This is a genomic window from Chryseobacterium pennae (assembly GCF_003385515.1).
Classification (GTDB): domain Bacteria; phylum Bacteroidota; class Bacteroidia; order Flavobacteriales; family Weeksellaceae; genus Chryseobacterium; species Chryseobacterium pennae.
On sequence record NZ_QNVT01000002.1, the window covers coordinates 327,323 to 349,680 of the forward strand.

Annotated in this window: 23 protein-coding genes; 12 read left to right on the forward strand and 11 right to left on the reverse strand. The window is 35.6% G+C overall.

Annotation, left to right across the window (positions count from 1 at the left end; translation table 11 throughout):
- Positions 1 to 208 precede the first annotated feature (208 nt).
- The 5 genes from DRF65_RS04010 to DRF65_RS04030 all read right to left on the reverse strand — a co-directional run bounded on the left by DRF65_RS04010 (position 209) and on the right by DRF65_RS04030 (position 5,473).
- On the reverse strand, positions 209 to 2,896 hold the full coding sequence (locus tag DRF65_RS04010) for a PD-(D/E)XK nuclease family protein (protein WP_115968951.1): 2,688 nt from the start codon (positions 2,894 to 2,896) through the stop codon (positions 209 to 211).
- Entirely contained in the window at positions 2,893 to 3,420 is a 528-nt protein-coding gene (locus DRF65_RS04015) for a DUF922 domain-containing protein (RefSeq protein ID WP_228438501.1), read from the reverse strand. The genes DRF65_RS04010 and DRF65_RS04015 overlap by 4 nt, the downstream gene beginning before the upstream one ends.
- A gap of 8 nt (positions 3,421 to 3,428) precedes the next feature.
- Positions 3,429 to 3,836, reverse strand: a complete 408-nt coding sequence (locus tag DRF65_RS04020; RefSeq protein ID WP_115968954.1) for a hypothetical protein — start codon at positions 3,834 to 3,836, stop codon at positions 3,429 to 3,431.
- A gap of 65 nt (positions 3,837 to 3,901) precedes the next feature.
- Positions 3,902 to 4,537, reverse strand: coding sequence for a 16S rRNA (guanine(527)-N(7))-methyltransferase RsmG (rsmG, locus tag DRF65_RS04025; RefSeq protein WP_115968956.1), 636 nt, complete (start codon positions 4,535 to 4,537; stop codon positions 3,902 to 3,904).
- A 90-nt stretch (positions 4,538 to 4,627) separates the two neighbouring features.
- Positions 4,628 to 5,473, reverse strand: coding sequence for a GLPGLI family protein (locus DRF65_RS04030; RefSeq protein ID WP_115968958.1), 846 nt, complete (start codon positions 5,471 to 5,473; stop codon positions 4,628 to 4,630).
- A 173-nt stretch (positions 5,474 to 5,646) separates the two neighbouring features.
- Here DRF65_RS04030 and DRF65_RS04035 point away from each other — a divergent pair, with 173 nt between their 5' ends.
- The 4 genes from DRF65_RS04035 (at position 5,647) to DRF65_RS04050 (ending at position 8,337) form a co-directional block, all read left to right on the forward strand.
- Positions 5,647 to 6,840: a pyridoxal phosphate-dependent aminotransferase gene (locus DRF65_RS04035; RefSeq protein WP_115968960.1), complete on the forward strand. Its 1,194-nt coding sequence runs from the start codon at positions 5,647 to 5,649 to the stop codon at positions 6,838 to 6,840.
- 177 nt (positions 6,841 to 7,017) lie between these two features.
- Entirely contained in the window at positions 7,018 to 7,650 is a 633-nt protein-coding gene (locus tag DRF65_RS04040) for a peroxiredoxin (protein WP_115969187.1), read from the forward strand.
- 130 nt (positions 7,651 to 7,780) lie between these two features.
- The gene (locus DRF65_RS04045) at positions 7,781 to 8,089 is read left to right on the forward strand and encodes a thioredoxin family protein (protein WP_115968961.1); all 309 of its coding nucleotides are present in this window, start codon (positions 7,781 to 7,783) and stop codon (positions 8,087 to 8,089) included.
- Positions 8,089 to 8,337 carry a DUF6952 family protein gene (locus DRF65_RS04050; protein ID WP_002980002.1) on the forward strand — a complete coding sequence of 83 codons (249 nt, stop codon included), beginning with the start codon at positions 8,089 to 8,091 and terminating at the stop codon, positions 8,335 to 8,337. Before DRF65_RS04045 ends, DRF65_RS04050 begins: the two co-directional genes overlap by 1 nt.
- 411 nt (positions 8,338 to 8,748) lie before the next feature.
- On the opposite strand, the gene DRF65_RS04060 is transcribed toward DRF65_RS04050, so the two are convergent.
- Genes DRF65_RS04060 through DRF65_RS04070 form a run of 3 tightly spaced genes read right to left on the reverse strand, consistent with a single transcriptional unit; the run spans position 8,749 to position 10,995 of the window.
- Complete coding sequence (locus DRF65_RS04060) at positions 8,749 to 9,438, reverse strand: Bax inhibitor-1/YccA family protein (RefSeq protein ID WP_115969189.1); 690 nt, start codon at positions 9,436 to 9,438, stop codon at positions 8,749 to 8,751.
- Positions 9,439 to 9,466: 28 nt separating this feature from the next.
- Positions 9,467 to 9,913, reverse strand: a complete 447-nt coding sequence (locus DRF65_RS04065) for a peptidylprolyl isomerase (protein WP_228438503.1) — start codon at positions 9,911 to 9,913, stop codon at positions 9,467 to 9,469.
- 47 nt (positions 9,914 to 9,960) lie between these two features.
- Positions 9,961 to 10,995 (reverse strand): acyl-CoA reductase, encoded by a 1,035-nt coding sequence (locus tag DRF65_RS04070; protein WP_115968965.1) that lies wholly within the window; start codon positions 10,993 to 10,995, stop codon positions 9,961 to 9,963.
- A gap of 59 nt (positions 10,996 to 11,054) precedes the next feature.
- Between DRF65_RS04070 and DRF65_RS04075 the strand changes: the two genes are divergently transcribed.
- From DRF65_RS04075 to DRF65_RS04105, 7 genes are all read left to right on the forward strand, one after another.
- A complete protein-coding gene (locus DRF65_RS04075) occupies positions 11,055 to 11,405 on the forward strand; it encodes a 4Fe-4S binding protein (RefSeq protein WP_115968966.1) in 351 nt (116 codons plus the stop codon).
- 110 nt (positions 11,406 to 11,515) lie between these two features.
- The gene (serC, locus tag DRF65_RS04080; protein ID WP_115968968.1) at positions 11,516 to 12,580 is read left to right on the forward strand and encodes a 3-phosphoserine/phosphohydroxythreonine transaminase; all 1,065 of its coding nucleotides are present in this window, start codon (positions 11,516 to 11,518) and stop codon (positions 12,578 to 12,580) included.
- A gap of 123 nt (positions 12,581 to 12,703) precedes the next feature.
- Positions 12,704 to 13,669, forward strand: coding sequence for a D-2-hydroxyacid dehydrogenase (locus DRF65_RS04085; protein WP_115968970.1), 966 nt, complete (start codon positions 12,704 to 12,706; stop codon positions 13,667 to 13,669).
- A gap of 2 nt (positions 13,670 to 13,671) precedes the next feature.
- On the forward strand, positions 13,672 to 14,916 hold the full coding sequence (locus tag DRF65_RS04090; protein WP_115968972.1) for a DUF1015 domain-containing protein: 1,245 nt from the start codon (positions 13,672 to 13,674) through the stop codon (positions 14,914 to 14,916).
- Positions 14,917 to 14,971: 55 nt separating this feature from the next.
- Positions 14,972 to 16,378, forward strand: a complete 1,407-nt coding sequence (locus tag DRF65_RS04095; protein ID WP_115968974.1) for a M28 family peptidase — start codon at positions 14,972 to 14,974, stop codon at positions 16,376 to 16,378.
- A 1-nt stretch (position 16,379) separates the two neighbouring features.
- Positions 16,380 to 17,741, forward strand: coding sequence for a M28 family peptidase (locus tag DRF65_RS04100; protein WP_115968975.1), 1,362 nt, complete (start codon positions 16,380 to 16,382; stop codon positions 17,739 to 17,741).
- Positions 17,742 to 17,743: 2 nt separating this feature from the next.
- A complete protein-coding gene (locus tag DRF65_RS04105; protein WP_115968977.1) occupies positions 17,744 to 19,102 on the forward strand; it encodes a M20/M25/M40 family metallo-hydrolase in 1,359 nt (452 codons plus the stop codon).
- Between the two features lie 254 nt (positions 19,103 to 19,356).
- Here the strand turns inward: DRF65_RS04105 and DRF65_RS04110 are convergent, their stop codons facing one another.
- Positions 19,357 to 19,863 (reverse strand): hypothetical protein, encoded by a 507-nt coding sequence (locus DRF65_RS04110; protein WP_123947267.1) that lies wholly within the window; start codon positions 19,861 to 19,863, stop codon positions 19,357 to 19,359.
- A 680-nt stretch (positions 19,864 to 20,543) separates the two neighbouring features.
- Here DRF65_RS04110 and DRF65_RS04115 point away from each other — a divergent pair.
- Positions 20,544 to 20,789 carry a hypothetical protein gene (locus DRF65_RS04115; RefSeq protein WP_123947268.1) on the forward strand — a complete coding sequence of 82 codons (246 nt, stop codon included), beginning with the start codon at positions 20,544 to 20,546 and terminating at the stop codon, positions 20,787 to 20,789.
- Positions 20,790 to 20,856: 67 nt separating this feature from the next.
- Here DRF65_RS04115 and DRF65_RS04120 read toward each other — a convergent pair whose 3' ends face one another.
- Positions 20,857 to 21,078, reverse strand: coding sequence for a hypothetical protein (locus DRF65_RS04120; protein ID WP_045496073.1), 222 nt, complete (start codon positions 21,076 to 21,078; stop codon positions 20,857 to 20,859).
- A gap of 95 nt (positions 21,079 to 21,173) precedes the next feature.
- Positions 21,174 to 22,346: an aspartyl protease family protein gene (locus DRF65_RS04125; RefSeq protein ID WP_165852166.1), complete on the reverse strand. Its 1,173-nt coding sequence runs from the start codon at positions 22,344 to 22,346 to the stop codon at positions 21,174 to 21,176.
- Positions 22,347 to 22,358: the final 12 nt, after the last annotated feature.

Consider the following 22,358-nt stretch of genomic DNA (forward strand, 5'->3'; position numbering starts at 1 on the left):
CCTCAAAATAGATTTGCTTTTGTAATCATTCAGATTCACAACCTGATCTGTGAGAAACTAAAAGTAACCTGAGGCTGAATTTTTAATGGAAAGACAAAGAGGACAGATATCACTTAAAAACCTGTGTATTAAGTTAATCTACGGGAAAAATAAATGAACTCTCATAAAGGCATCCATAGACCAATTATCTGTGAAGAAAATTCTAAGCTCAGTAAGATTTTATACTTTCCACAAAGTCGATATCAGGATTCAGGATTTCCAGAATAAGACTTTTAACAGATCTCATGGCATCATCAATATCTCCTTTGTCAAATACCAGCGGAACCATTCCTTTCTTGGCTTCAGCAAAGCTCCAGATCCCGGTTTCAATCGGGAAACCCCAGAACTCAGGAAGATGCTGCACTACATAATGATAGATACAGAGCTGTAATGCCTGTTTTCTGTCACTGTTATGGAAATAGTCTTCTACATTATCCGCATCAATTTTTACATGGAGGTTTTTAATTTTAGCCGTTTTATAATCAATGATCCTTAAGGTACCGTTCAGCTTATCGATCCGGTCAATAAATCCTAAGAACGAAATTTTATCATTTCCGTCAAGATAAAACTCTACATTTTCAAACCTCCTTTCAATATCAATGATCTCTAATTTATTTCCCTGTCTGATCAGATCAAGATCATGATTCAGTATATTTTCAATCACCTTTTTTGCAATGGCTTTGTGAATATAATTCATCCCTTTTTCATAGAACTCCTGCTGGTGTTTAAGCTTCTCAATAGCAATATTTATAAATTGATCTATCGCTTTAACTGATTTTTGTAAATCACTTTCTTTTAAAACCTTACCCTTCAACCCCTCATAAACTTCTTGAAGTGAATAATGTACTAAATTTCCGTAATTCTTTACTGAAAGTTCTTCTTCAATTTCATCCGATTCCGATGTGTTCAGAATCTTGGACAGATAGAAATCAATAGGATTATAAAGATAACTTGTAAGGTGGGAAGCTGACACTTTTTCTTTCCACTTCTGAAGTCTTTCCCTTACAATTTCCGTCTTGGAAATTTCTATAGGTTTGGTGACGATGGGGTCTGAAGCATTCTCAATAATCAGATGCTCGATCTGATGAGAGCTTTCCATTTCGATCTGTGTAATGAAACGGCTTTTTTCTCCGGTATTCACTCCTGAACTCAAAGCATTATACAACAAATGGACATTTTGAGCATCCTGAATAAGTCTGTAAAAGTGATAAGCGTAAATACTGTCATTTTCCAAAAACGTATGAAGATCAAAAAATCTTCGGATATCGAAAGGAATATAGGTGTTCTGTGAGTTCCCCAACGGAAGCTTTCCTTCATTTACTGAAAGCAGAATCACATTTTCAAAATTCAGCAGACGTGTTTCCAGTAATCCCATGATCTGCAGACCACGTAAAGGTTCCCCTTGAAAATCTATACTTTCAGAGTTGATATGCTGGTTGATCAAAATCTCCAGGGTTTCCATTTTGATCTCAATATTGTAAGGAGTCAGCTGGTTCTTGATGACCCTAAAGGCATTCTCGAAGTGAGAAACATTTTCATATTGAATATCATCTATTTCCAGCCATTTTACCTGATGACAGAATGCAATAAGAATATCCAGATAAGCATGCGTTCCTGCTGCTTTCTGAAGAAGTCCGAAATAAGACAACTCTCCTAAAAGTTCGTTCAGCAGTTTTTGAGAAATATAAACAATATTTCTTTCTTCTATTTTCGTCTTAAAATCATTGATTATTAATCCATCTTTAGCAGATTTCGGAAGTTCTTCAAGTATGGGAAATACATCTCTGTAGTAATATGATGTTTTGTTCTTCTCCAGTTGTTTCTGCAGATAAAAAAGTCGTTTTACCGCATTGGAAAAAGAAAGGTTCTTCAATGGAAATCCCATTGTAATATTCAGATTATCTACTCCATGCATAACGTCCAGACTGGCAGGAAGAAGGTTCTCATCCAGCAGCACTACTGCTGTATTGGAATAGGTCTTATTATTGATTTCCTTAAAGATCTCCGGCAGCACTTTCGTCTGGGTGACATTTCCGGATACTTCATAGACTTTGATTTTTTTAGGTTGGCTAAAATCATCTTCTATCCACTGAAAAGCCCTGTTATCATCAAATTCTTTCCATGTTTTATGATTTCTGAGGAATTTCCCTGCCTCCTGTCTCTCATCATTAAAGTAATACTGGTCTGCCTGGAAAAAGCATTGAGCTTTATTCCACTTCAAAAGACTTCTTACGAGTTTTTCTTCAACCGGCGTAAAGGCATTAAATCCGCAGAATACGAAATGTTCCTGGGTATTCTTCGCAAAATCCAAAATACTGGCCTTAGCAGCCTCGTGGATCATTCCTGAGGTCGCCCAGTTTTTTTCCTGCAGCCTGCTTTTTAATTCAGGAAGGAAAATATTCATATTCTGCCAGAAATTAAGGAATTTCCTTCTCGGTACATCATCATCCTCACCCAGGTTCTGAGCCCATTCCTTGATCCTTTCCTCATCGAACATGTATTGCAAAACAGCTTCGTCACTGTCTGAAAATTTCAGAATATCGTCCCAATCCTTCTGCAGGGTTGGAAACCACTTCAGAAAGTCCGAAAAATCATCTCTTGGAATCAGGTTTAAGCTTCTGTAAACATTAAATGAAAAAAGCCAGAGTGGAATTCCCTGAATGACCTGCCTGTCGGCAATAGTATTGATCAGCTCCTCAATTGTAAAAAAATTAGGGAGAAATCCTGAATAATTTTTCTCCTCCAGAATTTGTCTGATAAATACAATCGGACGTTTTCCCGGCAGAATGATATTGAACGCCGAAAGATCCGGGTTTTGTGCCAACAGTTCGTGAATGATCTTATTGAGAAATTTCAAGGGGCTTGGTAGCTTTTAAGGTTTTCTAATTCTTTGGAAATAGCAACATTGTATTCTGCTTGTTTGTCTTCATTCATTCCATGACGTGTATCCCGGTCATAGGCTATCTGAAAACTCTTATATTCATTGGATATCTGACTATAAATAGATTTAAATAACCTATCATAATCACCGGAGTTCCTGATATTTTCAGCAACAGATCTTCTGAATTTCCTTACAAAAAGTTCTGCGATATCAAAATGTTTCTGCTCATGCAGTAGAATATAATCGTTAATCTTTTTGTTATCCTTCCAGGATTTATCTTCGTTGAAAATCGTTTTTATTTCAATTTTTACCGGCGACTTCGGATTACTGGATTTTACTACGGAATATTCCCAGCCGCAATTGGTGTACGCTGCAACATCAGGATTGTTCCTTCTATTGACTGGGCTTTTAAAATTATCCCATACCAGTTTCTGCCCTTCCTGCCAGATAATTTTCTGTCCATATACCCAATGGGCAGATAACAGACAAAACACAAACATCAATCTCATTATTTCACCACAATCGTTTTTGTAATCCAGTTATCTCCGCCATTCCAGAATTTAAAGGTGTATTTTCCTTTTTTCTGAGGATTAAAGTTAATCTGATTTGCAGCGGTATACATATTTTGAGAACAGGGACCATTGGTTACATATTTGTAAGCCGTCACTGATCTTTCAAGTTCACCACTATAGACGTAATCATACCCATAAAACCCCTGGCACTTAGATGGATAAGCAGAATAAGTCTTTATCTGCTGTATGGCTAAAACATCCATGGTATCTCTGGTGATTTTCACGCTGTCTATCTTGATTTTGCCAATAGATTCAATGGTTTGATAATCATCATCGTCATTACACGAAACCAATACTAAACCAAACAATAATGCGGAAAATCCAATATTTAGAAGCTTTTTCATGTTTTTTTTAAATTTCCTGATTATCAATTTGTATTTAGCAAAAATTATTCCTATTTCAAGTAAAATCAGGAATTAAAATTACCTTTTGATAAGTAAACCACTTTTTTAGTATCAAAAAATTCTCCTTCAAAATATTGTTTCAGGTTGAAAATTTCGCATTTAATTCCGGCAAGTTCTTCTGCAAGATCTCCTCCTTTTAAATATAAAATTCCGTTATGTTTAGGATTAAACTGTTCTTTTTCAAATTTACCTTTCAGCCATCTTAAAAATTCCGGCATCTGGGTTACTGCTCTACTGACTACAAAGTGGAATTTCTCTTTTAATTTTTCTGCTCTTCCGTGGATAGCCGTAACATTTTTCAACCCTACTCCTTCTGCTACAGCATTGACTACACTGATTTTTTTACCAATGGAATCGATCAGGGTAAATTCCGCTTCAGGGAAAAGGATAGCCAAAGGAATTCCAGGAAAACCACCTCCGGTTCCGATATCCAGAACTTTGGTTCCAGGTGCAAATTCCATTACTTTTGCTATTCCCAACGAGTGAAGGATATGTTTTTCATACAACGATTCCATATCTTTTCTGGAAATTACGTTGATCTTTTCATTCCATTCATTGTACAGGGTTTCCAGTTTTGCAAACTGTTCCAACTGAGTTTCGGTAAGATTCGGAAAATATTTTAATAGTAACGATGTAGACATGTGAATTATTATAATCCGCAAAAATAAGTTTTTATTGGCTTTATTCAAATTTTCAGAAAGAGTATCTCAAAAAATAATACAAGTTTCTTTTTAATCTGCTGTTTCTTTTTCAATAGGATTATTACTTTTCTTAAGCAGTCTTCCCAATTCTGCATCTTCATTTCCCTTACCGGCTTTTTTAATCAGACTCATATCCAATTGAGTAGCATATCCATCTTTCAATTGCACTCCCATCTTCCCTGTCTGTCCGTCTATATTGATACTCTCAATATCTTCGGGGCTGAAAATATCATCTTTCAGAAGTTTTCTATATTCCTTGTCAGACATTTTCTTATTGTTTTTAGGAACAAAGCTAAATATGGAGTTTACTTTTTTCACCTGAACCATATTAAAAACATGCTCATTATCGATATCTTTAATCCTTACTACAATCCCTGGAAGGCCATTGAATTTGTAAGGACCATCGCTGATAGGATAATCTTTGGAGAACCATGCTTCCCATTCTCTGCCCTTATATCGGGCAACCGCTTTCTGGCAATTCATTCCATTGATATTTAAAAATTCTTTCTCTACAGACCATTTTGGGACTTCAGAATCTGTAATAACAAGATTGGCCGTTTTGTATTTATCATATAAATTGGCCTCTCTTTTCGAGTAGTCCTTTTCAATGATATAACTTAAGCTTCTGTCATAGTTTTTACTCTTAAAAAGAACTTTAAGGTTTTTATCTGCCTGGTAAACAGAATCTCTTTCATATTTCACTGCATTATAAAAATAAGATGTCTTCCCATCGGAATCCAGATTCATATAATCTGTAACCAAGGAGTCTTTATGATCAATATCAGATTTCATTTTGTACTCATACACAAAACGATAGTTTTGGGCAGATACTGTACAGGCTAATGCCAAAAGTAAAAGTTTATATATTTTTTTCATGGAATTAAGTTTTTAAGGAAATAAATTTTTCCAATACAAATTGTCTCAAAAAAAACACCTTAACTACAAATATAGTGAAACCTTCTAAACCTGATAAAAATCTTTAAACCTGTTCCCTTTTTATTTCTCCCGCAAAACGTTTTATTATATATTTGTTAAAATTCAAAAAAAACATGGATAAACTATCAGATAGAGTAAAAAGACTAGGATACTCACAGACCTTTGTAATGTCTAATAAAGCAAGGGAGATGAAGGCGAATGGAATTGATGTAATCAGCTTAACCCTTGGTGAACCGGATTTTGATGTTCCGGACAATATCAAACAGGCAGCGTTTGATGCCATCAATCAAAATTATAGCCACTACTCTCCTGTTCCGGGATTCCTTGAACTGCGTGAGGCGATTGCATATAAATTAAAAAGAGACAATAACATAGAATACAAACCAGCACAGATTTGTGTTTCCAATGGCGCCAAACAAGCTATTTTAAATGTTTTGGCCGCCATCATCAATGATGGTGATGAAGTTTTACTTCCTGCTCCTTATTGGGTAAGCTATGACGAAATGGTAAGAATGATGGACGGAACTTCTGTAATCCTTCCAACATCTTACGTTAACGATTTCAAAGTAACTGCTGAACAGCTTGAAGAAGCAATTACTGACAAAACAAAGGCTATTCTTTTCAGTTCACCATGTAACCCATCAGGAGGATATTATACCTATGATGAATTAAAATCCATTGCTAAAGTGGTTGCCAAATATCCTCAGGTAACTATTATTTCAGATGAGATCTACGAATTTATCAATTATGAAACAAAAACAACTTCTATCGCTCAGTTTCCGGAAGTCTACGAGCAGACCGCTGTAATCAACGGAATGTCTAAAGCTTTTGCAATGACCGGATGGAGAATCGGATATTCGGCATGCCCGGAGTGGCTGGCTAAAGCCTGTGAAAAAGTACAGGGACAAATGACAAGTGGTGCTAATACTGTTGCCCAGAGAGCTTCTATTACCGCTTTAAAAGCAGATCCATCTGAATACCGATATATGGTTGATGCTTTTAAAAAGAGAAGAGATCTTGTATATGAACTGATTCAGGAGATTCCAGGATTTAAAGTTCTGCTTCCAAAGGCAGCCTTCTATTTCTTCCCGGATATTTCATATTATATTGGAAAAACACTTAACGGAACAGAAATTAAAAATTCTGATGACTTTGCAATGTTCCTGTTAGAAAATGCACATGTAGGTTGTGTCGGAGGTTTCTCTTTCGGAAGTCCGGAATGTATCAGATTCTCTTACGCTGCTTCTGAAGAGGAATTAAGAGAAGCCATGAGGAGAATTAAAGAACTGTTGGAAAAGTTCGGATAACCCTTGCAATAAAATCTCAATTAACGTATAAAAAATAATGAAAAGCCCTGAATTCAGGGCCTTTTATTTAATAACACATCAAAAACAATTATAGATTTTATTTATCGAAATTCATTTGTTCGATAGATGAAACTTTTCTATATTTGCAACAGAAATTTAAATATAAAACAGAAAATTATGTCATTAGTAGGAAAAAAATTCCCGAATTTAACAATCGATGCAATGTCTGAAATGGGTGATGATTTAAGAATCAACATCCTTGAAGAAGCTACAAAAAACCAACAAAAAGTTCTTTTGTTCTGGTACCCTAAAGATTTCACTTTCGTATGTCCTACTGAGCTTCACGCTTTTCAGGAGGCTTTAGGTGAATTCGAAAAAAGAAACACTAAAGTAATCGGTGCATCTTGTGATACTAACGAAGTACATTTCGCATGGCTGAACACTCCAAAAGATAACGGAGGTATTGAAGGAGTAACTTACCCGCTTTTAGCTGATACTCACAGACAATTAGCTAACACTTTAGGTATTGTAGATCAGGATTTCGAATATAACGAAGATGGAGAAGAAATCTTCACCGGTTCTAACGTAACCTACAGAGCAACTTACCTTATCGACGAAACTGGAAAAATTTTCCACGAAGCGGTAAACGATATGCCTCTAGGCAGAAACGTAAAAGAATTCTTAAGATTAATCGACGCTTACACTCACGTTCAAAAACATGGTGAAGTATGTCCTGCAAACTGGGAAGAAGGTAAAGATGCTATGAAAGCTGACAGAACTTCTACTGCAGAATACTTAGCGAAGAACTAATTCAATTTAATAATCTACTAATTTAACAATGTAACAATACGTCATTGTAACAATAGTTTTTTTATTGGTACATTGATATACTATTCAATTGTTACATTGTTAAATTTTAATTCTTAAAATTTAACCTATTATGTACACAGAATTAACCGAAGATACATTACAGAATATAGTAAACGACAACGAAAAAGTAGTTGTTCAATATGGCGCAACATGGTGTGGAAACTGCAGAATCATGAAGCCTAAATTCAAAAAATTAGCTTCTGAGAACGAATCTATTCCTTTCTTATATGTAGATGCTGAAAAACTTCCTGAAAGCAGAAAATTAGCAAAAGTAGACAACTTACCTACATTCGCTATCTTTAAAAATGGTGAATTGGTAAACCAGGTTCAATCTAACCAGACTGAAAGTTTAATTAACCTTTTTAACGAATTAGCATAATGAAATTACCCGTAATCAGACAGTTCTATCAGAATCAAACCCCTGAGAACCTAGAAAAAACACTAGAAGTATTAGAAAGCTTCTGCGAATTCAGAGGAACAAGTGAAGAGGATTTAAATGTTGCAGGAGAGCTTATTACGAACATTTGTGGAGCTTTAGAAGTTCATGCTAATGTACAAAATGGAATGAGCGAAAAAGATGCCTTAAATTCTTTTGCCCAAAAGGTTTTAGGATCGATTGATAAATAATCTTTATCATTCTCCATTCAAACACAAAACAACCGAGGTTTTCCTCAACTCTATACTTCCCTATTCTTTAACAGCTCTTCTACTTTTATCACTGAAACAGAACTTCAGAGGCTTTTCAAATCCTATTGAAGCAGGATTCAGCATTGAACCCGTTAAAGAATATCCAATTAAAATCCCGATGAAATGTCATCAGGATTTTTTGGGCTCTTACCCATCAAACATTAATTTCCCACTAATTTTGCACTAACAGCACAAGTACCGCGACGCAAAAAGTGCCATTTGCAGTAAAAAACATCTGTTGAATCCGTAAATCTGCGAGACAAAAAAAAAAAAAAAAAACAGATCCATACAAATAAAAAATCCTGATGAAAACTCACCAGGACAATTATTTAATGCTAAATAGATATTCAATTAGCTTCTTCTGCTCATCAGAATATTCAGGATATACCAGAATAGAAGCATAATAGAAGCAAAAAGCTGTAACGCCGCTCCTACATACTGATTAGTAGCATAAGCATCCTTCAGTTTACTTGTCTGATATAAAATCGTTGCAGAAGCAAGAATTACCATTCCTACAGAGAACCATAATCCAAGATTAAAACCGAATGCCATTCCTCCGATAATCAATCCGATAGAAATAAATCCACCAATAATGATGATATTTCTTAAAAAGGAAAAATCTCTTTTGGAAGTAAAAGCAACTGCAGAAATCCCCGCAAACATAGCAACTGTTAAAGTAGCTGCCTGGAAGATGATATTAGCACCACCTGCAACATTAGTAGCTATATAAAGCAATGGTAAAAAAATCACCGCCTCCAATACAATATAGAATCCTAAACCAAGGTACTGAGTGGATTGACTTTGTGAAAGCGACCATTTAGAAGCTAAAATAGAAGCCAGCCAGAAAACCCCGATAATTAATAACCAGGTAAATCTTCCGCTAAACATCATCGCAATAATCTCTACGGGTACAGTTTTCAACAAAATAGTCTCAACTCCAATAAATGCAAGAATAGATAATGCAACATGCAAATACGTCTTCTTGTAAAAATTCGCTTTCTCTACGTCTGTAGAATGAGCGACTAAAACATCTGTCATCATAGTTATATTTTTTTTGATTAATAGAAATTTATTTTTCCATTCCGGCAGGCAATACTCCGAGAATCTTTCCATCATCTTCAAATACAGCGCTTATCACTTCTTTTGATTCAGAATCTCCGGCATATTTATATTTAATGTTAGGATGATTCACACCATCCATGGTAACATAATAGCCTACTTTCAGAGGTTCCAGTTTTTTGTTGGCATCAATTCCGTCCTTTACCTTGTTAAGAACATTCTCAGTAACAATTTCTTTTACTTTATCAGAAAGCAGCTCCTTTGCAATTTTATAATCCGAAGAATGCAAAGCTTTGATAAATTTCTGAAAATTATCATTATAAACATTCACTTTATCCTTACTTATAGTAGCAGGCTGTTCTTTCTTTTGGCTGTTCTCAACCTTCAGCCCCGCTACTTTCTGAGCAAACGTCAACTGCGCACCAACAATCGCCAGACCTAAAAATATTTTTTTCATATTATTCATTTTGTTATTAGTGAAATAGGTCATGGAAGATACGAAAATCAGACCACTTCCAAAAATTTCATTGTATCCACATTATCTGCATAGGTATCAAGACCCGGATTCTGCGCTTCACCAAAAGAAATCGAATTTAATCCCAACTCATCTTTCGCTACTATACACTGGATATCCTCCTCGTTTTCAGCAACAAAGCCTTTAACCTCCTCCAACGATTCATATCGGCTGAAATTAATTACAGAAAGCGGACTGAACAATTTATCATCTTCTTTCAGCATCACAAAATTATTATCCCAGAATTTATCCTGATTCAAAAGATAAACCGCTCTGTTGTAATCATAATTATTAGCATATTTATTATGATTGATAATATCCTGGAATCCTATAAAGCTTTCAAATAAGCGATCAATAACAAAATTCTGAGGAATAAAAATTCTTGTCACATTTCTGCACCCTAAACCGAAGTATTGAAAAATATCATTCGCCAAAAGCTGCAGTTCCTCATTGGTTTCATCACCCTTTAAAACAGCGATGGAAGTTCTGTTTTTACGGATAATACTTAAATGATTTTTAAAATAATACTCAAGGTATCTTGCTGTATTATTGCTTCCGGTAGCAATAACTGCATCAAAATTCGCTAATTTTTCTACAAATTCAAACTGCACCTGGCCATCTGAAAACTCATTCCATTTTTTTAATAGGAACGGGATCAAATACCTGTCTTTAGAAGATAACTTAATTACAGGGATGTGATTGCTGAGTACTACAGAAATCACGTCATGAAACCCTACCAAAGGAATATTTCCAGCCAAAATCAGCCCCACTCTCTTTGAAGTTGCAGAGATTGAATAATTTTTAAGCCAGTTTTTAATACTTACCTCAGTAAGAAGATCTGCCCATTGCTGTAAAGCAAATTTCTGATTATCAACCACAAACCACGGATTTTCTATTTGAGATTTCTTTAACAATAACTCAATATTTACATCATCTTCATTGTGATCTTCTGATTTTTTCGCTAAAAACGCTTTTATATAATCACTTAATTTAATAAGTCCTAAAACTTGATTTTCGATATTCATAATTACTTTAAAATTGGGGAATATTTTGTAATTTTGTGCAAATTTAAAAAAAATTAGCGATGGCTATTAAAATAACTGATGAATGCATCAATTGTGGGGCTTGTGAACCGGAATGTCCAAACAATGCAATATATGAAGGAGCTGTAGATTGGAAAGCTTCTGAAGGAACCAGTCTTCAGGGGACTATTACAATGCCTTCAGGACTTACTGTAGATGCTGATGCACCACAGGAACCTGTAAGTGATGATGTTTATTTCATTGTAACAGATAAATGTACGGAATGTAAAGGATTCCATGAGGAGCCACAATGTGCCGCGGTATGTCCGGTAGACTGCTGTGTTCCGGATGAAGATCACGTAGAATCTGAAGAAACTTTGCTTAATAAGAAAGCTTTCTTACACGGCGAATAAAAAAAATTCCGTCTCATCATGTGTGAGGCGGCTTTTTTTAACCTAAATCCAATAAAACCAAAAATTCAGCTAAAGGACTCCATTTCCTGAAGCAACCAAAAAATAAAAATATGAACAAAAAGCACAACTTCAGCGCAGGGCCATGTATCTTACCACAGGAAGTGTTCGAAAAATCGGCACAGGCAATCTTAGATTTTAACGGTATTGGATTATCTCTTCTTGAAATATCGCACAGAAGCAAGGATTTCGTTGCTGTAATGGACGAAGCACGTGCAATTGTAAAAAGATTAATGAACCTTGGTGACGATTATGAGGTTCTTTATTTAGGAAGTGGCGCAAGCATGCAGTTTGCCATGGTTCCTTATAACCTGATGAAAGCAGACGGAAAAGCGGCTTACCTGGACACAGGAACATGGGCAGCCGGAGCCATCAAAGAAGCCAAAAAATTAGGAACAGTAGATGTATTGGGTTCTTCAAAAGAAGAAAACTATTCTTTTATTCCTAAAGGTTATACAGTAGGTTCAGAATACGATTATTTCCACTGTACTTCCAATAACACCATTTATGGAACTCAGATGAAATCTTTCCCTGAAGTAGACACTCTGATGGTATGCGATATGAGTTCTGATATTTTCTCAAGACAGCTGGATTTTTCTAAATTTGATTTAATCTATGCAGGGGCTCAGAAAAATATGGGACCTGCAGGTGTTACTTTAGTAGTGATCAAAAAAGAAATTCTTGGCAAAACAGGAAGAGAAAATATGCTGTCTATGCTGGACTATTCTCAGCATATCTCCAAAGAATCTATGTATAATACTCCACCGGTATTCCCTATCTACGCTTCTTTACTTACGCTTCAGTATCTTGAAAATAATGGCGGAATTGCTGCTGCAGAACAAAGAAACGAGGCTAAAGCAAAGCTTTTATATGATGAAATCGACAGCAACCCATTATTTGAAACGTTCTGCGTAAAAGAAGACCGTTCGTTAATGAATGTTTCTTTCAAGCTTACAGATGAAAGCAAGAAAGAAGAATTTGACAATGCATGGAAAGCAGCAGGAATCAGTGGATTAAACGGACACAGAAGCCTTGGCGGATACAGAGCCAGCTTATACAATGCCTTACCTATTGAAAGCGTCCAGGTATTGGTGGATGTAATGAAATCTATCAAATAATTTAAGCATAAAGAAATTCAAAGATTGAAAGATTTAGAAGCGACAAATTTAAATTTCTTAATTTGCGCCTAGTTTTAAAATTTTGAAAGATCTAAATTTTTCAATCTTTAAATCCAATAACACATGAAAGTTTTAGCAAACGATGGAATCTCAAAAGCAGGAGAACGGGCTTTAAAAGACGCCGGAATTAATATTCTGGACAATAGAGTGGCTCAGGATCACGTTATTAATTTTATCAACGATAATAATGTAGATGTTCTTCTTGTAAGGAGTGCAACAAAAGTAAGACAGGATCTGATTGATGCTTGCCCGGGGCTTAAAGTTATAGGCAGAGGCGGTATCGGAATGGATAACATAGACGTTGAATATGCAAAAAGTAAGGGAATTAAAATCATCAATACCCCAACAGCATCTTCAAAATCCGTTGCGGAACTGGTTTTCGGGCACTTTATTTCATTGGCAAGATTCCTTCACGAATCAAACAGACTAATGCCTTTGGAAGGGGAAACTCATTTCAACGCCATGAAAAAGTCATTCAGTAATGCGTATGAACTTTCAGGAAAAACATTAGGAGTAATTGGCTTTGGAAGCATTGGCCAGGAAGTTGTAAAAATAGGAATTGCCTTAGGAATGAAAATACAGGTGCTGACAAGAAGCCCGAAAACAGAAGTCCTGACCCTGAACTTCTTTGACGGACAGTCGGTGAATTTTGAAATCACTTCCACCAATGACATGGACGCTTTCCTTAAAGAAGCAGATTTCATCAGTATCAATACTCCGAGAACGAATGAATACATTATAGACACTCCACAGTTTGAGAAAATGAAGGATGGCGTCTATATTGTAAATACTGCAAGAGGCGGTGTGATGAATGAAGTAACACTGATTGATTTTATTGATTCCGGAAAAGTAGCGGGAGCAGCATTGGATGTATTTGAAAGCGAACCCAATCCTGAACTTCCTTTACTGATGAATCCGGCATTATCACTTTCTCCTCATGTAGGCGGAAATACGGTAGATGCGCAAGAGAAAATCGGTATCGAACTTGCAGAACAAATTATTAAGCTACAAAAAGAAACTATAAGATAAATATGCCTGTTTTTAAACCTTTCCGTGGAATAAGACCTCACAGAGATTTTGAGGATACTTTCCCTACCCATCCACTGGATAATTTTACCCAGGAAGAAATAGCAGAAAAAGCACAAGTTGAAAATACTTACATCAACATGATAAAACCATATGTTGTAAGTAAATCTAAAGATGTTGACCGGAACCTGAGAAAGATCCGTTCCACATTTGAAGAACTTCTGGACGAAAAGAAACTCGTTCAGGATAATTCTGCCTATTATCTTTACGAACAAATATATCCTAACAAGCAAATTTTTAGAGGGCTTCTAGGTCTGGCAAGTATTGAAGATTTCTGGAACGGAAAAATCAAAAGGCACGAAAGTACCATTCCCCAGAAAAAAGAAAAACTGGCTCATTACCTTGAAAAAGTAAATCTTCAGGCTGAACCGGTACTTCTTACCTACCCTGCCAACTCGAAAATTGAGTTGCTGATGAATCATGAGGAAAAGAATGTTCCGATTTTCAATCATGTAGATACCATTGGAATCAGACATAAGATCTGGAGAATAGATAACCGTCTGAAGCTTCAGCAGTTTAAAGAAGTAATCGACCAGATTGATTCCTTCTATATTGCTGACGGACACCACAGAATTGGTTCTACTGCATTAAATGCAAAGAAACATAAGGAGAAAAACAAAAGGCACAACGGTACAGAGCTTTATAACTTTGTGTATAGCTTTATCGTTTCCAATCAATCAATTAAGATTCATGATTACAACAGAATTCTTCATGATCTGAACGGCCTTTCCAGCGAACAGTTCTTAAAAGAACTTGATCAGTATTTCCTGATTCACGAAAAAGGTCAGACCCCTTATTTCCCTTCTCAGAAATTCCACATCTCCATGTATCTGGATGGTAAATTTTATTCCCTTCATGTGAAACACGACCTTCGTTCCAAGGAAATGTCTCTGGAAAACCTTGATCACCACTTGTTGGACAAATACATTTTCAAAGGTATTCTAAAAATAGAAGATCCGGACAGTTCTGATTTGATCTCTTATGTAAAAGGAACATCCAACATCAATGGAATCAATATCTTAAAAGAAAAGATAGATGAAAAAGAAGGAGTTGCAGGCTTTGGTATTTATCCTGTAAGTTTTAATGACATGATTAAAATTTCAGACTTAAAATTAAGTATGCCTCCAAAATGTACATTCATTGAGCCAAAATTGATTACAGCACTGTTAATGTACGATATGAAACCTTAATAAATTCCTATTTTTTTCCTACTTTTATCATTGGAAAAAGAAAGGTAAATAAAAAATGAAAAAAATATTCATTATACTTCCACTCTTTTTGAGTGGATTTTTATTTTCTCAAAAAAAAGTCCAGAAAAAGCCTGCCGGCAGAACAGCAATTCCTGTAAAATTAAATTACCATGATGAATTCAAAAAGATCTCAGATGAGATCATGACCAACGGCAGAGCTTATGAAAATCTTGGAGAACTCACAAAAGGTATAGGACCACGTTTCAGTGCAACCCCCGGGTACACAAAAGCAGTAGAATGGGCTGAAAAAAAGTTCAAGGAAATTGGCATTAATATGATCTGGAGACAGGAAGCCAAAGCTCCAATCTGGATCAGAGGGAAAGAGTCTTTACAGATAAAAGCAGAAAATGGTGAATGGAAAAGCCTCAGAATGCTTTCTTTCGGAAACTCTGAAGGAACCGGAGGAAAAGATCTGACAGGTGAAATTGTTTTAATCAATTCCACTTCAGAGCTTAATGCAATGTCAATAGGCCAGCTAAAAGACAAAATAGTCTTCGTAAATGTTCCTATGGACCCGAAAATCATCAACACCAGTGATTCTTATTTACAGACCGCTAAATCAAAATTAATTTCTGCTTCCGTTATTGCTAAAACCGGTGCAAAAGCTTTAATCATAAGATCACTAACAACAGCTAGCGATGATACGCCGCATGCCAAAATGATTTACTACGAACCAGATGATAAAGTTAAAATTCCAGCTTTATCAATAGGCGTAAGATCAGCAGATGAACTTGAAAAAACATTAAAAAAGCAAAAAGTAACGGCTAAAATCAACATGACTGCCGAATCAAAAGGCAATACAACCAATCCTAATATTATAGCTGAAATTCATGGCAATAAAGATTCCAAAGTAATTGTTCTGGGAGCACAGCTTGATTCATGGGATATTGGAGAAGGAGCAATTGATGATGGAACAGGAGTCGCTCAGTGTATCGAAGTATTAAGAACACTGAAGGCACTCGGATATGAAAATAATCACACCATTCGCGTAGTCCTGTATGCCAACAGTGAAAACGGAGGGCAAGGCCGCGAAATGTATGCAGCTTATGTGAAAAAGAAAGATGAAAAACACATCTTTGCACTGGGGACAGATGCAGGAGGCTATTCTCCGCGAGGATTTTCTTTGGATATGTCTCCCCAGAGAAGAAGATTAGTTTCTCCCTGGAAAGAATATTTTCTTCCTTATGGCATTTATGATTTCGATCAGACAGATGCTATTCAGGACATTTCTCCTTTAAAAAAACTGGATATTCCTTTAGCTGAACTTGTGGTAGACACCCAAAGATATTTCGATTATCATCATTCCGAACAGGATACTTTTGATAAAGTAAACAAAAGAGAACTTCTTCTCGGAGCGGTTGCCATAACACAAATGATTTTTATGGTTGATAAAAACTGGTAATATGAAAAAGACAATCACAATCTCATTATTAACTTTAGGAACAGCCTTCATATCAGCCCAGGCTAAAGAAGATTCCATACAATTCAATAAAATTTCCACTGAAATTTTAAATAACGGAAAAGGATATGAAGAACTTCGGGAACTCACTAAAAATATCGGTCACCGGTTAAGTGGTTCAGAAGCCTATGAAAAATCTGTGCAATGGGCAGCACAAAAACTTCGTGATGCCGGAGCAGATAAAGTATGGCTTCAGGAAGTGATGATCCCGGTTTGGGTAAGAGGAAAAGAATCCCTATACATCAAAACCTCCGGCGGAAGCTGGAAAAGTCTTAAAATGCTTTCTCTTGGGAACTCCGAAGGAACAGCCGGAAAAGATGTTTCAGGGGATATCATCATGGTTAAATCCCTGGAAGAATATGATAAACTCCCTGCTGAAAAGGTAAAAGATAAGATTGTTTTCTTTAATTATCCTTTTAATCAGGGAAATGTACAGACTTTTATTTCCTATAGAGAGTCAGGAGCCTACAGACGCACCGCAGCTTCTTTAACCGCAAAGAAAGGTGGAAAATTTGCAATCATCAGATCTCTTTCTTCAGCTTTTGACGATATTCCGCATACAGGAAACATGCGATATGAAGAGAATATTGTCAAAATTCCGGCTGTTACTATCGGAAATACGACAGCAGATGAACTCGAGGCTTTATTAAAAAATCAGAACGTCACTGCAAAACTCAATTCCAATTGTGGTATGAAGGAGGAAAAGCTATCCCATTCAGTTATTGGTGAAATTACGGGTAAAAAAGATCAAAATGTAATCGTAGTAGGTGGGCATCTTGATTCCTGGGATGTAGGTGAAGGCGCCCATGATGACGGCTCCGGAATTGTTCAGAGCATTGAAGTCTTGAGAACATTCAAAAAATTAGGAATACAGAATAACCATACCATCAGAGCGGTCTGTTTTGCTAACGAAGAAAACGGAACCAAAGGCGGAAAGCAATACGGAAAAACAGCAAAGGATAACCATGAAAAGCATCTCTTTGCCATAGAATCTGATGCAGGAGGCTTTTCTCCCCGCGGAATTTCTCTGGAAATGGATGACGCGAAAAGAAATCAGATCAAAAGCTGGGTAAATCTGTTTTTACCTTATGGCGTTTATAATTTCGAAGGAAAATATTCAGGTTCAGATGTCGCTCCTCTCCATGAAATGGGTGTTCCTACAGCAGAACTCGTTCCGGAGCCACAAAGGTATTTTGATATTCACCATACAGCAGAAGATACTTTTGAAAAAGTCAACCGCAGAGAATTACTTCTCGGTTCAACGGTGATGACACAACTTATTTATATGATTGATAAAAATTGGTAACAATGAAAAAGATATTAGGAACCTCATTATTGTTTTTAGGATTGGCAGTTTTTGGCCAGGCCAAAGAAGACTCAATACAATTTAGCAAGATCTCCCTTGAAGTTTTAAATAACGGAAAAGGATACAGTGATCTTCGCGAACTCACTAAAAATATTGGCCACCGTTTAAGCGGATCTGAAGCTTATGAAAAATCTGTACAATGGGCCGCACAAAAACTTCGTGAAGCAGGAGCAGATAAAGTATGGCTTCAGGAAGTGATGATCCCGGTTTGGGTGAGAGGAAAAGAATCCCTACACATTAAAACCTCCGGCGGAGGCTGGAAAAGTCTTAAAATGCTTTCTCTCGGGAACTCCGAAGGAACAGGTGGAAAAGATATTTCAGGAGAAATTATCATGGTGAAATCTATGGATGAATACAATAATCTTACACCGGAACAGGTAAAAGATAAAATACTGTTCTTCAATTACGCTTTCAAACAATCATTCATAGAAACTTTTAAAGGTTATGGTGATGCAGCCAAGTACAGAACAACAGCAGCATCTTTAGCCGCTAAAAAAGGAGGAAAATTTGCCATCATCCGTTCTCTTTCCTCAGCTTTCGACGATGTTCCTCATACAGGAGCCATGCGTTATGAAGAAAACGTTTCTAAAATACCCGCTGTAGCTGTCGGAAGTACTACTGCAGACGAGTTGGAAACTTTATTAAAGAGTCAGAAAATTACAGCAAAACTGAACTCCAATTGTGGAATGAAAGGTGAGAAACTCTCCCACTCCGTGATTGGTGAAATTACAGGTAAAAAAGACCAAAGTGTAATTGTAGTAGGTGGTCATCTTGATTCCTGGGATGTAGGAGAAGGCGCTCATGATGATGGAGCCGGAATTGTTCAGAGCATTGAAGTTCTGAGAACATTCAAAAAATTGGGAATACAGAATAACCATACGATCAGAGTTGTTTGCTTTGCCAATGAAGAAAATGGGGTAAAAGGTGGTATTCAATATGGAAAAACAGTAAAAGAAAAGAATGAAAAACATCTTTTTGCCATAGAATCCGATGCCGGAGGTTTTGCTCCGAGAGGGATCGCACTGGATATGGATGATACCAAAAGAAAACAGATCCAAGGCTGGTCCAAACTATTCCTGCCTTATGGAGTGTATAATTTCGAAGAAAAGTTTTCCGGAACAGACCTCTACCCGCTTCATGATATGGGAATTCCCGCAGCTGAGCTGATGCCCGATTCTCAGCGTTACTTTGATATTCACCACACAGAAGAAGACACTTTTGAAAAAGTTAATAGAAGAGAGCTTTTATTAGGCGCTGTAGCTATGACCCATATTATTTATATGATTGATAAGAACTGGTAATGAAATACTAGCTTGATATAAATTAACTCCCCATTAAATTCTATAAGATTTGATGGGGGTTTCTTTTATTACTTTAAAAACATAAATCTCAGAAATGATTATGTAAGAAGAGGACACTGAATAGATTTTAGAAAGTTTTCGCTTTAAAAATTTAATGGTGCTTTGTTATTCCTTAGAAATCCAAATAAAGCTTTTAAAAATTATGGTCTGGATTTTTACGGGATGACAAACTAAATATTATTTAATGTAAGGGTCTAGCCACAGAAAGTATTTATTTTGTGCTTAATTTGATGTAGAAAATAATTCCAGGAATCTCTTATTCCACCTAATTCCCAATTGACATCAAACTTTCTTCCTTTTACTACATAATTAGGAAGCGAAATTTTTGAATGAAACATAGGTGGTTCTTTTTTCACTATAGCAAAATAATCAGGTTCAAAATTCGATTTCCTGTAATATTGAATTTCAATTACAGTTTCTTTTCGGCCCGCTTTGAAGATATATAATGTAATATCATAAAGATCATGATACTCATTGGTTAAAATTTCAATTACTGAATCTAATCCTAGTACATCTTTATGTTTATTTATTTTATTCCGGGCTTTCCTTTGTTCAAAAAATTTTGGCCTTTCAAACTCATTGAAATCAGACACTATAAAAACAAAATCAGGAGATATCTTATTCCAACAATTCATCTTTGCCAATCGTTGAAGATTAACAATACAAATCTCAATATTATCTTTTAAGCTATCTTTGTTCACTTTTCCAAAATTAAACTTTTTTACAATTATCCCAGTGACGAGGCCTAAAAACTGTGCTCTAAAAATTCAATAGAAACAGATTTTAATCCGTTCATATTTTATACATTAAATTTCATTGACTTTAGCTAAAACCTAGATCTAAGAATTTTACATTCAAAATCTATTTTTTCTTTGTTTAAGGAAATAAACAATATAAAACATTGAAGAACAACAAAATAAAACAAAATAATTCCAACTGTTAATCGTAGAATTATCACTTTGGCATGAAATTGGCATGTCCTTTTGTGAGAAAAAATTAAAAAAACACTAAGGATGAGAAAAAAGGTTTTCTGTGGATTTTCAGTTTTCCACTGATTCAAAGTTCATATCTTATGAATCCTTTTTTTTCTACGATGCCGTAAAAGATACGGGAACGTGATGAATTAGCCCTCTGGCCGATTTTTCACAGCAGAGTTATGCGCCGTATCTAACTGGTATCAACAATAAACCCGTGAGTCATTTATTGATTCAAAAATGATTATTAAACCCGGACTTTAAAGCCCGGTATCATAATATTGAATAAAACGGCAAAGTCATCGCGAACCTTAGCCCAGTAAAGAAATATGCCTTTCTTTTTACCGTGATGATTTATACCTGATTTATTCTCAATTAATTAAAGTATAACCCTTAAAATGTTAGTAATGATGAGAGCCTTTTTTGAAATGATTTTTAAGAGAAATGAAGACGCTGCAAAAATGCATATCTGGAGCCTGTTATTGGTTTTAAGTTTTGCTGCCTTTTCTGTACTGGTATACAGTTCAAAACCAAGTTTAAACAGCTTAATAGTATATCTGACCGCCTTTGCCGCTTATATCGGCTTTGGTCTTGTATTCATTAGTTCCCTTGCGGGGACAGGAATGAATAAAAGATCCGGTAGAAACATATAACTTTTATTTCACTCTTTTACTGAAAAACCGCCCTTCTGGGGCGGTTTTTTCTATACAGTTTTATAAGTTATTCTTTAAAGATATCTTTCATCATCTTCTCAAGGAACTGAGTAGTTTCCTCTTCAACCATTTTTTCAGATTTTGCTACTAATTCTGCATGAAAGGGCTGGCAGCATGCCTTGATTCCAAATCCGTCATCTGTTTTTACAAATTCCGGATGTAAGTTATGTTCTTTACAAACTTCAGCCTCTATTTCCTGTTTTATTAAATCGTAATTAAGATCAAACATATTTTTTATTTTTATTCATTGGTGAGGGATAAAGATAGGAATAATTTACTTTCATAGAAAACCCGTATTTCCACAGTATTTCATTTCATACAGATCTAGGAATCAGCCTTTAAATACATTTTCTTTTTAAGGTTCACACTCATTACAACTCCGCCTCTCTTTATTTTCATATCAATAGCAGTAACATCCTTTTCTACCCTGTTCAGAAAATAATGACAAACGCCTTCTTTGTCAAGATTATCAAGGTTTATATTATTAATACTAATGATAGAATCTCCTACCATTAAAGGGAAATTTTCTTCCTGTAATACATAGACAACAGTAGGTTTAGAGTCTATAAAACGATACCCAAAACCAAAGGATTCCAATTTGTAAGAAGCTTCTTTAATTTGCTTCATATAAATCTTACGGCCTTCCCAATCCAGAACAAATACAAAGTTTTTTAAAAAATCATTTCCTATTAAGTTTGAACTCCCTGTTGCTACCATTGCCTTGTTAAACGTTTTATTTCCCACAGCGATATTAGAAGCCTTAAAAATATATCCGGACACAGGATTTCCAGCCCCAAACGCCCCTACAGAACTGTTTCCGTAAACATCTATTTTCTCTGTTACTTTTTTGGAATTGTAATTATTATTGGTAATTTTTATATTTCCTGAAGATCCGGTATCAAATGTGAAATTTATTTTCTGATCAAGAATACTGGCTTTTATAATAGGTGTTTTCTGATCTTTTACATCAAAAGGAATTATAATATCATAACCTGTAAGATCAAATCTTGAAAGATCCCGAGTTGCTTCCAATGAATTTTCATCATAGTTTATCCTCCAGAAAAGTTTAGCCATCTGATTAGAACCAAGAATTCCATCCACTTTAAAGCATTCGAATTCAGTTGCCGTAAGATCCATTACCATGACTCCAATATTTTTAAAAACCAGCTGGTCTACAATCATTTCAGGTAATACCGTAAATATCTGATCCTGCTTATTTTTCTGCGAATCTTTCACACTGCTTTTATATTTCTTCTCAAGACCCAGATCTGTATAAACTGCCGTAGAAATAACAGTTGGAGCTCCGGTATCTAAAAGAAAATTATATATTTTTCCATTAATGCTTACTTTTACAAAAGGTAAATCTGTGGAATATTTTAAATTGATTTTTTCAACTGTCGATTTTAGCTGAACATCACCATTCTCAAAGAACTTCTTCCCTTGGGCAATAAGACTAAGATTGGAAAATATAAAAAGAGTATAGAAGATTTTTTTCATGAAACAGTTTTT